Raw genomic sequence first — 14,791 nt, forward strand, 5'->3', positions numbered from 1 at the left:
AAGTCAGGTTACCGCCCGGTACCCGACGTCGGTCCGTTCACCGCAGCGCGGAGCGGTCAGCCCCCGACGAGGTTCTTGTGCTGCGGGCAGATCGCCAGCACTGAGGCGGTGATCACCGTGCGCGCGTCGTCGGCGTTGTAGTCGAAGGAGCCGGAGATGCCGTTGGCGATGGTCTCGTAGTCGGTGCCGGCGGAGAGCTGGCCGCACACCTGGTGGCCCAGCGCCTGCGTCACCTGCTCGGCCACCCCGCCACCGATGCGCACGGCCAGCGGGACGGTGAAGTCGGCCAGCTGGGACAGGAACGCCTGGTTCACCGTGGCGCTGGCGGCAGTGGCGGCCGCGGTGTCGTAGGTGGCCAGCACCAGCTCGCCCTTGGTGCAGCGGGTCACGGCCACGCCGGCACCGGCCGAGGCGCACTGCCAGCCCTGCACGGTGCGGGTGCCGCCACCCTGGGCGGTGTAGGTGTCGAGCACCCCGGCGGCGTCCGCGCAGCCGACGGCGCTGGTGCCGTTGCTCGAGCGGGTGAGCACCTGCAGGCCCTGCACCGGCGGGCAGGCCTGGTCCTTGACGGCCATCGGGGTGGTGGCGGTGGTGGTGACCAGCGGCGGCGTGGTGGGGCGGGCGGCCGTCGGCGACGGGATGGCCACGGGCGGCTGTGTGCGCGGGGCCGTGGTGGTGGGGACTGCGGTGCTGGTGGGCGCGGCGAGGGTGGTGGTGGTGGGCTCGGCCGTGGTGGTGCTGGGCAGGGCGGTGCTGGACTGCGCGTCGGGGGCGGCGGAGCCGTCACCGCAGGCGGCCAGCAGCAACGCCGCAGGCACAACCATCGTGCGTGCCAACGCCATTCCGAGCTTGCCCATGTGTTGTCCCTTCGCTGCCTACCGAGAGTCATGAGGATGCCACTCGCCGCGCGGCGGCCCTACCCCCGTCCGTGATAGGCAGGAGCGAGCACACCTCAGCGACGCAAGGAGCCCCCGTGTCCGGTCTCAGTCAGCGCGAACAGCAGCTCATCGACTCGCTGCCCACCAAGCTGTGGATCGGCGGTGCGCAGGTGGACGCGCAGGGCGGCGCGACCTTCGCGGTGGATGACCCCTCCACCGGGGAGACGCTCACCGAGGTGGCCGACGCGAGCCCGGAGGACGCCGTCATGGCGCTGGACGCCGTCTGCGCCGTGCAGCAGGAGTGGGCGGCCACACCGTCGCGGGAGCGCGGGGAGATCCTGCGCAGGGCGTGGGAGCTGGTGGTGGCCCGCACCGACGACCTCTCCCTGCTGATGACGCTGGAGATGGGCAAGGCGCTGTCGGAGAGCAAGGCCGAGCTGACCTACGGCTCGGAGTTCCTGCGCTGGTACGCCGAGGAGGCGGTGCGGGTGAACGGTCGCTACACCCACTCCCCGGCGGGCACGGGCCGCATCCTGGTGACCAAGCAGCCGGTGGGGCCGTGCCTGGCGATCACCCCGTGGAACTTCCCGCTGGCCATGGGCACCCGCAAGATCGGCCCGGCCTTTGCCGCCGGCTGCACCATGATCGTCAAGCCGGCCGGCGCCACCCCGCTGACCATGCTGCTGCTGGGGGAGATCCTGGCCGAGGCGGGTGTGCCGCGCGGGGTGTTCTCGGTGCTGCCCAGCTCACGCTCCAGCGAGGTCACCGAGCCGCTGCTCACCGACCCGCGGCTGCGCAAGCTCACCTTCACCGGCTCCACCGAGGTGGGGCGCACGCTGATCGAGAAGTCCTCCAAGCACCTGCTGCGCACGTCCATGGAGCTGGGTGGCAACGCGCCCTTCGTGGTGTTCGACGACGCCGACGTGGACGCGGCGGTGGAGGGCGCGATGCTGGCGAAGATCCGCAACGGGGGAGAGGCGTGCACCGCGGCCAACCGGTTCCACGTGGCCAACGCGGTGCGCGAGGAGTTCACCACCAAGCTGGTGGCCAAGATGCAGGCACTGAAGGTGGGCCGCGGCACCGAGGACGACACCGACGTGGGTCCGCTGATCAACCAGGACCAGGTGGACACCGTCACCGAGCTGGTGCAGGACGCGGTGGACAAGGGCGCCAAGGTCCTGTGTGGAGGATCGGCGCCGGAGGGCAAGGGCACGTACTACACCCCGACGGTGCTGGGCGACGTGCGCGCTGACGCGCGCATCCTGGCCGAGGAGGTGTTCGGCCCGGTGGCGCCGATCACCGGCTTCGACACCGAGGAGGAGGGCATCGCGCTGGCCAACAACACCGAGTACGGCCTGTGCGCGTACATCTACGCCCAGGGTCTGGACCGGGGACTGCGGGTGGCCGAGGCGCTGGAGAGCGGCATCGTGGGCATCAACCGCGGCGTGGTGTCGGACGTGGCCGGCCCGTTCGGCGGCATCAAGGAGTCGGGCTTTGGCCGCGAGGGCGGCAGCGAGGGTATCCACGAGTACCTGGAGACGAAGTACGTCGCACTGACCAGCTGAGCTCCAGACGCCGGCGCCGAGGGTGCCGTCCACCGTGGACGGCACCCTCGGTCGGCCGGCGAGAAGGTGACGCCGAGCGGCTTCTCTCTCGTGCAAGTGACGTGATCCCTGTCACGTCAAGAAGATCATCACTGAGATGCCGAGAGTGCAGTCGGTGGGCAATGCTTTGACCCTGGCGCGCATCGTCAAAAGTTGCAGGACGCGGGTCCACCTGGGACGACTCGCCGAGAGGTGAACAATTCACGGTGATGTCACCTGCGCGTCCAGTCCACAAAGGCATTTGATCGCCACGACGGGTTCAGGCGGGTGAGCACATCTGCCCCCGTTTCAGTGAATTCGTCCCGGTTGGAGGGGGATTGATCCCTGGCGCTGCAGGGTCTACCGTCGTTACTGACGGTCACGTTCGTTTACGTTCAGTTTCAACGTTTGCGTGCGTGCAGGTGACTTCAGAAAGAAGTTGAGTCTCATGAGGAGCGACGCGATTCCTGAGTGGTCAAGTGCCCCAGTAGAGTTGCCTTCTCGGGGGAGCGATCAGGGGGAACTGCGCTCGCCGGCCGACCGCCTGACGGCGCTGCTCGGCCCGCACTCGGAGGGGAACGCCGCACACATGAAGACCGGTTCGACGCCCAGCGCCACTGCGCACCTGCTCGGCGCACCATCGACCCACCGCAGGCAGCAGTGACCGCTACCAGAGAGCGCACCCCGGTGGTGAATCCGCTAGACGCCAAGCTGGCTGGTGCGCAACGCGACCGGCTGGTCCGGTGGACCTGGGCCTGCGCGGACGCGCTCCTCTGGGGTGCGGCGATCTTTGTGGCGTGCCTCTTGCGGTTCGACTTCGTCCTCGCGGACATCCCGGTGGGTGGCGCTGCCTGGTTCGCCCTTGTCGCGGTGATCGGGCAGCTGGTCATCGGTGGCCTGATCGGCCCGTACGCGGTGGGGCACCAGCGGGGCTCGTTCGAGGAGATCGTGGACGTCGCGCGGACCGTCGCCGGGGTCGCCTGTGGACTGTTCGTGTGGGCCATGAGCGTCAACCCCGTGATGATTCCCCGCAGCATCCCCATCAGCGCTGGCGCGCTCGCGCTGATGGCCATGTTCGCCCTGCGCTTCGCGGTGCGGACCCTGAATACCAACCGCTACGCCGCCCAGGAGCGGGAGCGCCGCGTCATCCTCTTCGGTGCTGGGGAAGCTGGCCGCCGGTTGCTGCGGAGCATGCTGCGCGACGGCGACGACTCCTTCATCCCGGTAGCCATGCTGGACGACGACAAGAGCAAGGCGCGCCTGCGCATCGAGGGCATCCGGGTGCGCGGTACCCGCGACGACCTCGCAGCAGTGGCGGCCAAGTACGAGGCGACCGACCTGGCCATTGCGCTGCCCAACTCCGACGCTGCGCTGATCCGCGACGTCACGGCCCGGGCCGAGGCGCTGGGGCTGCGCACCATGGTGCTGCCGCCGCTGCGCAAGATCATGGACGGCCAGCCCACAGCCAACGACCTGCGCGACGTCAACCTGGGAGACCTACTGGGGCGCAGACCGATCGAGCTGGACCAGGAGGCGATCGCCGAGCAGATCAGCGGGCGGACGGTGCTGGTGACCGGGGCGGGTGGCTCCATCGGGTCGGAGCTGTGCCGGCAGATCGCCAAGTTCGGCCCCGCCAAGCTGCTGCTGCTCGACCGAGACGAGTCGGCGCTGCACGCCACGCAGCTGAGCCTCGCCGGCCACGGGCTGCTGGACGACGACAGCGTGCTGCTGGTGGACATCCGCGACCCCCAGGCGCTGCGCGCGGTGTTCCAGAGCCAGCGTCCGGAGGTGGTGTTCCACGCCGCCGCGCTCAAGCACCTGCCACTGCTGGAGCGGTACCCGCTGGAGGCGTGGAAGTCCAACGTCATCGGCACGCTCAACGTGCTGCAGGCCGCCGACGACGCGGGGGTGGGCACCTTCGTCAACATCTCCACCGACAAGGCGGCCAACCCCAGCTGCGTCCTCGGCTACAGCAAGCGGGTGGCCGAGCGACTGACGGCCGACTTCGCCCGGCGCAGCAAGGGCCGCTTTGTCAGCGTGCGCTTTGGCAACGTGCTCGGCTCGCGTGGCTCCGTGGTGCCGGCCTTCACCGCGCAGATCGAGCGCGGAGGCCCGGTGACGGTGACCCACCCCGACGTCAAGCGGTTCTTCATGCTCATCCCCGAGGCCTGCCAGCTGGTGCTGGAGGCGGCCGCGATCGGCTCGGACGGAGAAGTGATGGTGTTGGAGATGGGTGAGCAGGTGAAGATCGTGGACGTCGCGCACACGTTGATCCGCATGTCTGGGCGCACCGACGTGGAGGTCAACTTCACCGGGCTGCGGCCGGGGGAGAAGCTGGCCGAGGAGCTGTTCTACCCGGGCGAGACCCGGGAGCCGACGGCGCACCCGCTGGTCTCCAGCGTGTCGGTGCCGCTGATCGACGCTGACTGGGTGCGCGAGGTGGTGCAGACCAGCCACGACGATGCGGCTGACTGGATGCGCGAACGCGCCTCGCGCACTGCGGACTCCACTCACGCAGTGTCGGCAGGCCGCTGATGTCGCGCATCTTCCTGTCCAAGGCGGACGTCACCGAGGTCGAGGAGCAGTACGTGCTCGACGCGGTGCGCTCTGGCTGGGTGGCGCCCCTGGGCCCGCACGTCGACGCCTTCGAGGCGGAGATCGCGGAGCGGGTGGGGGTTGCTGGGGCACTGGCGCTCGCCTCCGGCACGGCGGCGCTGCACCTGGCCCTGCTGGAGCTGGGCGCCAAGCCGGGAACCGCCGTGGTGGTGTCGAGCATGACGTTCGCGGCGTCGGCCAACGCCATCGCCTACACCGGCGCATCGCCGGTGTTCGTGGATGCCCAGGCGAGCGATGGAAACGTCGACCCGCAGCTGCTGCTCGACGCGGTGGACACCCTGCAGACCGAGGGCACCACGGTGGCCGCGGTGATGACCGTCGACCTGTTCGGCCGCTGCGCCGACTACGACGAGATCGTGGAGGCGCTCGACGCACGGGGGGTTCCGCTTCTGGAGGACGCAGCAGAGGCGCTGGGCGCGAGCTACGGCGAGCGCCAGGCCGGATCGTTCGGGCGGGCGGCAGCACTGTCGTTCAACGGCAACAAGATCATGACGACCTCCGGTGGCGGCATGCTGCTGAGCAACGACGAGGAGTTGCTCGACCGGTGCCGGTACCTCTCGACGCAGGCGCGGCAGCCCGTGCCGTACTACCACCACACCGAGATCGGCTACAACTACCGCCTCTCCAACGTCCTGGCGGCGTTGGGCCGGGCACAGTTAACGCGCCTGGATGAGATGGTTAACCGACGCCGCGCCATCCGCCGCCGGTATCGTGATGCACTCTCTGATATCCCAGGGATCCGCTTTCTTGCCGCTGAGGAAGGCACACCTGAACAGCGCGACAACTGCTGGCTAACCACCATCGAACTAGATCCCTATTACTTCCCGGGTCTTGCCGACGGCCTTATTCTTCACCTTGAAGAATGGGAGGTGGAAGCACGGCACCTCTGGAAGCCAATGCATTTACAGCCAGTGTTCTCCGGCGAACGGGCGTTCGTAAATGGGTGCTCCGAGCGCCTATTTATGCGCGGAGTCGCCTTGCCTAGCGGATCAAGCCTCGGCGACAGCGAGATTGAAACCGTAATCGACTCTGTGTTCAAGCATGCTAGGGCATCGTGATTAATCAGTTCTCCGTCACCGACGCTCCAGGTGAAATTGCGTACCCGGACGTGTACTTCACGCCGGGTTACGGGCGTGCGTGCGAGATACACTCAGGTGGCCGATGGATCCTGGTAGAAGCATTCGACGGTAAGTGGCAGGTGCCGCTACTGTTGGACGCCAGCAACGGAGTAATAGACGCATCGTCGCCTTATGGATACTCAGGAGTACACGCATCGCCGGAACTGTCACAGGGAGACATCGCCGGTGCATGGAAAAGCACACTCTCCCTGTTGCGGGACCTAGAGGTCGTCTCCGTATTTCTCCGACATTCCCCGCTCGTCCACCAAGCACCTATGTCTTCTGACCAGTTGCCGATTGTGACCGGCCACGAGACGATCGTGATACCTATCGCCGCACCCGAAGCTATGTGGGAGTCAATGGAGGGTAGGTGCCGTACTGCTGTGCGGAAGGCTGGCCGCGCTGGTCTAAGGGCATCAGTTGCCGTGGCCGACGCCACCAGTCTTGCTGCACATAGCGACTTTCGAGGGCTATACGACTCGACGATGGCGCGCCGCGAAGCCACCGACTCGTACGCCTTTACCGATAGATATTACGCAGCACTAATCGATGCTTTGGGCTCCAACCTGTTCATCACGCGGGTGCGGAATGAACAGGGCGACGTTGTAGCGTCCTGCCTATTGATGGCCTACCGGAGGACGCTTCACTACCACCTCTCAGGTTCGACGCCCGACGGCAGTCGCAACGGGGGGAACAACCTAATGTTATGGGAAGCATGTCAGCATGCCGCTGCCGCCCAAATGACTCGATTTCATTTGGGCGGTGGTTTGGTCAACGGCGACTCTCTGTTCAAGTTCAAGCGGAGCTTCGGCGGCGACCGAAAGCAGTACGCTGCGACGGGAATCGTGGTTAACCCCAACGCATACAGTCGCCAAGTCCAGAGGCGAGCGTCCCTTGAAGGGGTCAGTGTGGAGAGCATGTCGCTCAGACGTCATTTCCCGGCTTACGGAGGCAAGTAATGAGCCATGGGGTGTCCGGATTCTACGCCAAGCGTGTCAAGCGGGGAATAGATATAGGAGGGAGCGCCGTCCTGCTTGTGACCACCCTGCCGGTGCATGTGCTGTGCGCACTCGGCATCGCTCTTAGTGATGGCAGGCCGGTGTACTTCCACCAGCAGCGAGTCGGCCGGCGGGGGGTACCGTTTCGTCTACACAAGTTCCGCACAATGAGCGTCGGCACGGAGCAACGCAGCAACAACTACCCGACGCCGGAGATGGTTACGCCAATCGGCAAATTGTTGCGCAGATTCAGTCTGGACGAACTGCCGCAATTGCTAAATATCCTGGTCGGCGAGATGAGTTTCGTGGGGCCGCGTCCGGCTTTACCTGACCAAGCGGCACGTTACACGGCGCTCCAGCGGGGGAGATTGGTCGTGCGGCCTGGATTAACCGGGCGGGCTCAGGTCGACTTTAGGAACAGTGCCCCGTGGTCTCGGCGCATCGAAGCCGATCTGCAATACGTCGCATCGATCTCGTTCCTCACTGATCTAGCCCTCATCCTAAGGACCATCCCCGCAACGCTGAGAGGGGACGGTCAGGAAGTTGGCCAAACGGCATGTGAGGTCGATGACTTGGGGAGCGGCACTGTTGCGGCGGCGAGACGTCATGGAATCATCTGACCATCGAATGCGCCCGGCCGGCCATCGGGCCATGGGTCGCCCGGTTGGGGCGGACTTCGAGCTGGTTGACGACCATCTTCTGCTGCCGTCAGGGCAGACTCAGTGGCACGCCCCAACAGATTGCGTGTACGTCCAATCCGGTCGGCAGGCTATGGCCGCGCTGGAATCGCACTTACGGGAACTCGGGCACGCCGACATACATGTCCCCAACTACTTGTGCGACAGCATGATCGAGCCGTTCGCAGTGGCCGGAAAATGGAAGATCGTCCCGATGCAATTAAATGACGACCTTTCGTTGTCTGTGAAAAAGGTTCGAGCCGTTCCCAGCGGCCAGGTACTCCTGCATGCACCCTATTTCGGCCGCCAGGACGGCGGGCCGTTGGCCGAGGAAATAGCTCGGGCGCGGGCGCGGGGAGTTATTGTCATTACTGATGAGACTCATCGAGTGCTGTCCGGCCCGACAGAAAATTCGGACTATACTTTCGCGAGCCTCCGCAAGTTGCTTCCACTGTATGACGGAGGTTACGCTACCGGATTGCCTGAGTCTGCCAGGGAAGTCATCGACCAACCGGACCCGCTGGTAGCGCGCCTCCGCCAGGACGCGATGCAAGTAAAGACGACCAGCATGGTTGAGGGGGGATCTGACGGGGTCCTCAATCTTTTCGCCAAGGCTGAGCGGTACCTTGCAGGGCGGACTCGGGTTTCGGAAATGAGCCCAGCGAGTTTGGGCCTACTTAAGCGATTAGACCTCGCAAAGATTGCCGAACTGCGTCGCCGAAACGCCGTCCAGCTCGCGTGCGCACTAAAGGACGCAAGGCATTTCGAAATCATAAATCCGCCGGGTGACCGTACGTTGCCTTCCCACCTGGTAATAAAGACCGAAGATCCGAAGGGCCTGCAGGTCCACCTAGCGGGCCAGCGAATCTACTGCCCGATCCATTGGCCGCCTTCCCGCATCCTGGGCGCGCTTGGGGTCGACTGGCCAAGGAACTATCTATCAATTCCAGTCGATCAACGATATGATTCCGCTGATATGGACCGGGTCGCTAGAAACGTGCTTGACTACTTTAGTGAACGGCGACCTACCGCGAGAGGTGAAACACGGTGATCTACGGAGTGCGCACACGGTCGCGTCCGATCGAGGCTGGCGACCAGCAGTTTATCTACGAACTGAATAATGAGGCGATGGTCCGCGGCAACGTTGTAGGATGGGACTTTCCGTCGTCTTTGACTGCGCAGACCAGGTGGTTCTCGGAGTCTCGGGAAGGATCCACTCGACGATGGATAGTTGAGGACTTGGCGGGCAACCCCCTCGGCCTCACAGGACTTTGGGATATCAACTGGCATGACCGTAATGCGCTGACCGCGGTGAAGCTGGGAGGCGCGCACCCGCAGCGTGGGCGCGGATACGGAGTCGACACGATCATGGCAGTGATGGCGTTCGCGTTCTACGACGTCGGTCTTGAGCGTCTGTACGGGTCGATACTGGAACATAACGCAGCTTCGGTCAAGGCATACACTGAGCGCTGCGGATGGAGAATCGAGGGCGTATCTCGAAGCCACGTGTGGAGGCATGGAAGCTTTGTTGACCTGTTGCAGGTTGGGGTCCTGCGCAGTGACTTTGACTCGTTACCGGAAGCCGGTAGATACCGTGACCTTGTACGCAGTGGCGCACAGTCATAGTTTAGCGGTGGCGCGGAAAATCCCGCTACGGGCGATATCGGCGACCATAGACCAAGTCAGATATTCTCTACGCAGAAAATGCTGACACGGGCAATATACCAATAGAAGGATGTGTTGTGTCAGATAGATTAGTGGTTATCGGCCTAGGTTACGTCGGACTGCCTCTCGTACGTGAGGCGACACGCGCTGGGATACGTGTAGTCGGGCTCGATACGAGCTCAAAGGTCACCGACCTCCTGAACGTCGGTCGCAGCCACGTTGACGACATCAGCGACGACGACGTCGCGGATATGATCAGTCACGAATTTGTAGCCACCACCGACCCTACTGTTCTTCAGGACGCGTCGGTCGTCGTGATCTGTGTACCGACTCCGCTGTCATCCGACGGCGGGCCGGATCTTGGGCCGGTTGGCATGGCTGTCGAGTCTGTCGCTAGGCACCTGCAGCGTGGCCAACTTATTATCTTGGAGTCGACCACTTGGCCGGGTACCACCGAAGAGTTTGTCCGACCACTTCTCGAGAATTCTGGTTTACAGGCCGGAGTTGATTTCGACCTGGCATTTTCCCCTGAGCGTATAGACCCCGGCAATGCCAAATTCGGGTTGGCGAATACGCCGAAGGTGGTGGGCGGGGTCAATACCAAATCCACCGAGGCTGCGGCACAGTTCTATCGACAGTTTGTATCGACTGTTGTCGAGGCCGCAGGCACACGGGAGGCGGAGATGTCGAAATTGCTGGAGAACACTTACCGGCATATTAATATTGCTCTCATCAACGAGATGGCAAAGTTCTCACACGACCTGGGGATCGACATTTGGGACGTGATTCGGTGCGCGTCGACCAAGCCCTTCGGGTTCCAGTCATTTTTTCCGGGACCGGGAGTAGGTGGGCATTGCATACCAATCGATCCGAATTACCTATCACATAGGGTGAGGTCAACCCTCGGATATCCGTTCCGGTTTGTCGAGTTAGCGCAAGAGATAAACATAGGTATGCCTCGGTACATCGCTAGTCGGGTTCAAGAAATCCTGAATGACGCAGGCAGGGCTGTCAACGGCTCAAAGTTGCTACTGTTGGGCGTAACATATAAACCGAACATCGCGGATCAACGTGAGTCACCTGCTTTGCCTCTATCAAAGATTCTAGAGAAAATGGGTGCGCAGGTTACTTACTATGACCCGCACGTTGAACGCTGGCATGGGTCGGGAGCGCAACCGGTCGAAGACCTTCCAAGTGCCTTGGGGTCATCCGATCTCACGGTCCTTTTGCAAGATCATGAGGTTTTCGACCTTCGCGAGATTGCGAACGCTGCAAAGCTCCTCTTTGACACTAAGGGGAGGTTGAACGGGCCCGGAGTGTTGCGCCTGTAGCGAATCCGCGAAAGACGGTTGGTAAAGCGGATTGCCAATGAGCACTAATCTTGAAGGACATGTCTATGCGGGTAACCTACATACACCAACATTTCCGCTTGCCTCACCAGCCGGGAGGGAGCCGGCCATGGGAGTTTGCCCGCCGACTGGCTAAGGACGGGCACCAGGTCACGGTTGTTTGCGGGGGGGCGTCAACTGAAACCTCGGTGGTCGAGGGCGTGACTATCCGAGTATTAGCAACTCCATACGCAAATACCATGGGGATCGGTAGACGGCTTCTCGCATTTGCTCAATTCATGGTCAGCGCATCTGTGGCAGCGGCCCGTGCCCCGGCGGACGTTGTATTCGCTTCTAGTACGCCACTCACTGTCGCAGTTCCCGGAATCCTGGCATCGCGCATAAGGCGTACCAGGTTTGTATTGGAGATTCGTGACCTTTGGCCGGAGGTGCCGATCGCGTTGGGCTTCCTTCCGCGGCATCTGCACACGATCGCGAGACTCCTCGAGCGCATTTCATACCACTATGCTGACGAGGTCATTGCGCTGTCGCCTGGCATGGAGGCTGGTGTCCGTCGTGTGAACAGCAACGTGCCGGTAACTGTCGTGCCGAATGCTGCTGATATCGACCTGTACGCGCATGCGGCGGAACAGCGAGATATCGTACGCCGCCGGATGGGGTGGGCCGAGTCAGAGGTTGTCGTGCTTTACGCAGGGTCGCTCGGAAAGATATACGATATCGAGTGGACAGTGAGGCTAGCTGCCGCGTTGAAGGCGCAGCCAATCCGGATCGTGGTGGTAGGTGATGGTGCGATGGCACCACCGTCTAGACTTCTCGCTGATCAACTTGGTCTTAACGTAGATGGGATGTTCCTCGGGCCTTTAGCAAAAGCTGAGGTCGTCGGGCTACTCGGTGCGGCAGACGTCGCGCTTTCTACGGTTATTGAAGAGCCCTCGCTCTATCCCGCATCCATAAATAAGGTTTTCGATGCCTTGGGTGCTGGTAAGCCAGTACTTTTCAACCATGGCGGTTGGCTCAACGAGCTCGTCCGGAGTGCGGGTGCCGGCTGGAGCGTAGCGGGCCGCAGCATTGAATCAGCTGCAGACACCGTCCGACGTGTTGTGCTTGATCCTGCCGCGCGGGATGCGGCTGGCAGATGCAGTGCCGAGTTGGCGACACAGTTTGATCGTGAAATGCTCTATCGGCGGTTTCGAGACGCCGTGCTGGGCCCTGCCGCATGAAGCTCCCTGACATGTCGTCCACTCGATTCGCTGGGCAGGAGGACAGGAACCGAGAAGATGCGGGCCTACCGAACAATTATGCGCGGGACTACGCACAAGTCAGCCCGCGATCACGGCTCTCAGCGGTCGGCGCGACTACGCTGCTCGTGGCGGTGGTCTTAGCAATTGCGCTTGGGCCGCGCATACGTCTGCCCGGCGGACTTGACCGTGCGGTCGATCTCCGGTTCCAAGATTTTGTCCTCCTCGCTGGGCTGATGTGTGTCGGTGCAAGCCTAAGGTCCCTCCGCTCAGTATGGGGACGGACAGTTCCATTGTTTGTCACATGTGCCACATTGCTTGTCGTAGGAAGGCTGGTCATTGAGCCATCAATGTCGGTCCTCAGAACCCTCGCCTTCTACGGGCGAACTGTCGAGGCGCTACTATTAGCTTCTGTTGTAGCCACGCTGTATTGGATGGCGGGCCGAAGGGCTCACCGAGCGGTAGTTCTGGCCCTAGCCGTGGTCATCTGCGGAAACGGCGCTTGGGCTTTGCTACAAATGCTCCGGGGCTCGAAGGAGACGCTCTTCGGCTCGGGTGTTGGTGACCAGCTGGCGGCATATGGCCCTAGGCTGGTTGGAGAGGGCAGTGCGTTCGGCACCGGCTTCTTCTATGTGTTTGTAGCCGCTGTCGCTGTGAGCGCCTATCGCTCGGGCATCCTCCCTAAGTCGCTCTGCCTCGCGGGCTTGGCTCTGGCATTCTGGGCCGGATATCTTTCGCAATCTCGCATCTCCCTCGCGGGTATAGCCTGCTGTGCCATCATTCTCGTCCTGTCGCCACGTCCGGGAATTTCGTTCAACGTCCTGCCGGCTGCCGGTTTGGGACTACTTGCTTATCTCGTCTTTCCCAGCTTGCCGAGTGTCGGTCGACTAAGCGAGTCCGGCGTATCCTCTGGACTGTCCGGTCGCAGTGGGGGGATCTGGGGTCCGCTGAGCGACATCGTTGCGGATCGGCCGCTGGTGGGAATTGGGCCCGGGAGCCTGGGTACAGATGCATTCCCCTGGACCGAGGCGCACTCGATCCTCCTCCGTGCGGCGTTGGATCACGGGGTGCTATTGGGCGCTGTGTATCTTTCCATCTTCGTCGTGGTGTTTTTTCGCTCTGCCCGCGACGCGCTGAACGTGAGGCGTACGCAGGTTGAGTCCTTCTACAGTAGCCTCGCCGCGTTAATGGTCCTGTGTGTGTTTATCGCGGGCACCGTTCAGGAATCACTGACCGCGGTGATGTCCACCCATCTGGTCATGCTTTCGGTGGGACTGTACTGCGGAAGCCGGCTTGCTGAAGGGGTGAGCCGGACGGACGGAGGACGTAACGGTGGTGTTGGTGAGATGCGTGCTGCCTGACAATTTGGAGCTCCAGTCACGTCGCCTGCGAGGGTGGAGTCGAACTTGAGCATACTTGAGGGATGGCGCAGGGAGGTTTTAGCGCTCTTAAGTTACTTCACTGCGAAATTGGTCCCCGGTATTATTACGTTTGTTTCTATCCCTTTCCTGGTTTACATGTTTGGTGCGTCTCAGTACGGTTCCTTTGCCCGATTCTGGGCTGTCTCAGTCGTTGCCTCTTCGCTTGCCGTGGGTTGGGCACGCCAAGCGATCTTGCGGCACGCTGGAAGAGTCGACTTCGGTGCTCGCCAGATACCCCGACCGGTTCTTCTGGCTGCATTGTGCGCGCCTTCGGTTCCGGTTGGCCTATACGCGGGACTTGAGTTGTCGCCGACTGGCGGAACGCAGCAGGCCATCGGCGTTTTCCTGGCGGTCGCGATGACTGTCTCGGGGGGGGTTTATGCGCTAAAACTGGCGTCGGCCCAGCGTAAACAGGATTCTCGTTCCTACAACATCGCCGAGATCTCTCGCAGTATCGTTGCTTTTGGCGTCCCCGTGGCAATTGGCGCAGTCCATGGGCGTGATGGCGTCGCCATATTGTTGCTGACGGCTACGCTTGGGAATCTTGTTGCGAGCTCGGTTGTGTGGTCGGCGGATCGCGACACTGGGACGATGCCGTCGTTTCTGGTTGCGCGTGCATTCTGGTCATACGGATGGCCGATGTCCCTTTGGCTCGCGGTATCTACACTTACCCTCTACTCGGATCGGTTCATTGTCGAGTTCGCTATTGGCGGCGACGTTTCGGGCATATATGCGACGATTTCGGACCTGCTGGTCCGTGGCATTGGGATGTTGATGATTCCGCTCACTATGCTGTCGCATCCCCGTATTATGGCGGCTTACAACGCGGGCGATACCCTGGAATCGCTAGCCCTAATTCGGACCTGGTCACGCGCCCTGTGGGTGGCCGCCATCGTGGTAGTGCTGGGGATCATGGTGGCGGGCCGGCCGGTCCTTGAACTCGCGGTATCCACCGACGGGGTGGATGCCTTCACCCTCGGCGGGATTGCTTCGTCGGCAGTGCTGTGGAACGTCGCGTTGCTTGCGCACAAGTACCACGAGCTTGCCGAGCGGACTGGCGTGATGCTCATGTGTATCACCGGCGCATGGGCCGTCGGATTATTGGTTGGTGTTGTACTGGCTAATCTTATTGGGATTAGGGGTGCCGCGATCGGCGCTCTTGTCGGTCCGGCTGTGTATCTCTGCCTGATTCTATTAACGCGGCGGACTATTGTCCGGTCATTGACGCAACTGCGGAAGGCTTGAAGA

General features: G+C 62.5%; 11 protein-coding genes. 10 read left to right on the forward strand and 1 reads right to left on the reverse strand.

The window, feature by feature from the left end; translation table 11 throughout:
- Nucleotides 1–56 precede the first annotated feature (56 nt).
- Nucleotides 57–857 carry a DUF732 domain-containing protein gene (locus tag AC3YO9_RS14340; protein WP_489983647.1) on the reverse strand — a complete coding sequence of 267 codons (801 nt, stop codon included), beginning with the start codon at nt 855–857 and terminating at the stop codon, nt 57–59.
- A gap of 116 nt (nt 858–973) precedes the next feature.
- On the opposite strand from AC3YO9_RS14340, the gene AC3YO9_RS14345 reads away from it, so the two are divergent.
- The 10 genes from AC3YO9_RS14345 to AC3YO9_RS14390 all read left to right on the forward strand — a co-directional run bounded on the left by AC3YO9_RS14345 (nt 974) and on the right by AC3YO9_RS14390 (nt 14,788).
- A complete protein-coding gene (locus AC3YO9_RS14345; RefSeq protein WP_489983648.1) occupies nt 974–2,443 on the forward strand; it encodes an NAD-dependent succinate-semialdehyde dehydrogenase in 1,470 nt (489 codons plus the stop codon).
- Nucleotides 2,444–3,148: 705 nt separating this feature from the next.
- The gene (locus AC3YO9_RS14350; RefSeq protein WP_489983649.1) at nt 3,149–4,996 is read left to right on the forward strand and encodes a polysaccharide biosynthesis protein; all 1,848 of its coding nucleotides are present in this window, start codon (nt 3,149–3,151) and stop codon (nt 4,994–4,996) included.
- Nucleotides 4,996–6,135, forward strand: coding sequence for a DegT/DnrJ/EryC1/StrS family aminotransferase (locus tag AC3YO9_RS14355; protein WP_489983650.1), 1,140 nt, complete (start codon nt 4,996–4,998; stop codon nt 6,133–6,135). Before AC3YO9_RS14350 ends, AC3YO9_RS14355 begins: the two co-directional genes overlap by 1 nt.
- Before the next feature lie 419 nt (nt 6,136–6,554).
- Entirely contained in the window at nt 6,555–7,154 is a 600-nt protein-coding gene (locus AC3YO9_RS14360; protein ID WP_489984064.1) for a GNAT family N-acetyltransferase, read from the forward strand.
- Entirely contained in the window at nt 7,154–7,813 is a 660-nt protein-coding gene (locus AC3YO9_RS14365; RefSeq protein WP_489983651.1) for a sugar transferase, read from the forward strand. Before AC3YO9_RS14360 ends, AC3YO9_RS14365 begins: the two co-directional genes overlap by 1 nt.
- A 1,116-nt stretch (nt 7,814–8,929) precedes the next feature.
- Nucleotides 8,930–9,496 (forward strand): GNAT family N-acetyltransferase, encoded by a 567-nt coding sequence (locus tag AC3YO9_RS14370; RefSeq protein ID WP_489984065.1) that lies wholly within the window; start codon nt 8,930–8,932, stop codon nt 9,494–9,496.
- A gap of 131 nt (nt 9,497–9,627) precedes the next feature.
- Complete coding sequence (locus AC3YO9_RS14375) at nt 9,628–10,866, forward strand: nucleotide sugar dehydrogenase (protein WP_489983652.1); 1,239 nt, start codon at nt 9,628–9,630, stop codon at nt 10,864–10,866.
- A 65-nt stretch (nt 10,867–10,931) separates the two neighbouring features.
- Entirely contained in the window at nt 10,932–12,104 is a 1,173-nt protein-coding gene (locus AC3YO9_RS14380) for a glycosyltransferase family 4 protein (protein ID WP_489983653.1), read from the forward strand.
- 671 nt (nt 12,105–12,775) lie between these two features.
- Entirely contained in the window at nt 12,776–13,483 is a 708-nt protein-coding gene (locus AC3YO9_RS14385; protein ID WP_489983654.1) for an O-antigen ligase family protein, read from the forward strand.
- A 45-nt stretch (nt 13,484–13,528) separates the two neighbouring features.
- Nucleotides 13,529–14,788 (forward strand): lipopolysaccharide biosynthesis protein, encoded by a 1,260-nt coding sequence (locus AC3YO9_RS14390; protein ID WP_489983655.1) that lies wholly within the window; start codon nt 13,529–13,531, stop codon nt 14,786–14,788.
- Nucleotides 14,789–14,791 lie beyond the last annotated feature (3 nt).

Source organism: Rhodococcus sp. Z6_132, assembly GCF_058133635.1.

Coding starts and splice junctions, on each gene's coding strand:
- AC3YO9_RS14360 (WP_489984064.1), top strand. CDS start 6,555: ATGGAGGGTAGGTGCCGTACTGCTGTGCGGAAGGCTGGCCGCGCTGGT.
- AC3YO9_RS14365 (WP_489983651.1), top strand. CDS start 7,154: ATGAGCCATGGGGTGTCCGGATTCTACGCCAAGCGTGTCAAGCGGGGA.
- AC3YO9_RS14355 (WP_489983650.1), top strand. CDS start 4,996: ATGTCGCGCATCTTCCTGTCCAAGGCGGACGTCACCGAGGTCGAGGAG.
- AC3YO9_RS14380 (WP_489983653.1), top strand. CDS start 10,932: ATGCGGGTAACCTACATACACCAACATTTCCGCTTGCCTCACCAGCCG.
- AC3YO9_RS14340 (WP_489983647.1), bottom strand. CDS start 857: ATGGGCAAGCTCGGAATGGCGTTGGCACGCACGATGGTTGTGCCTGCG.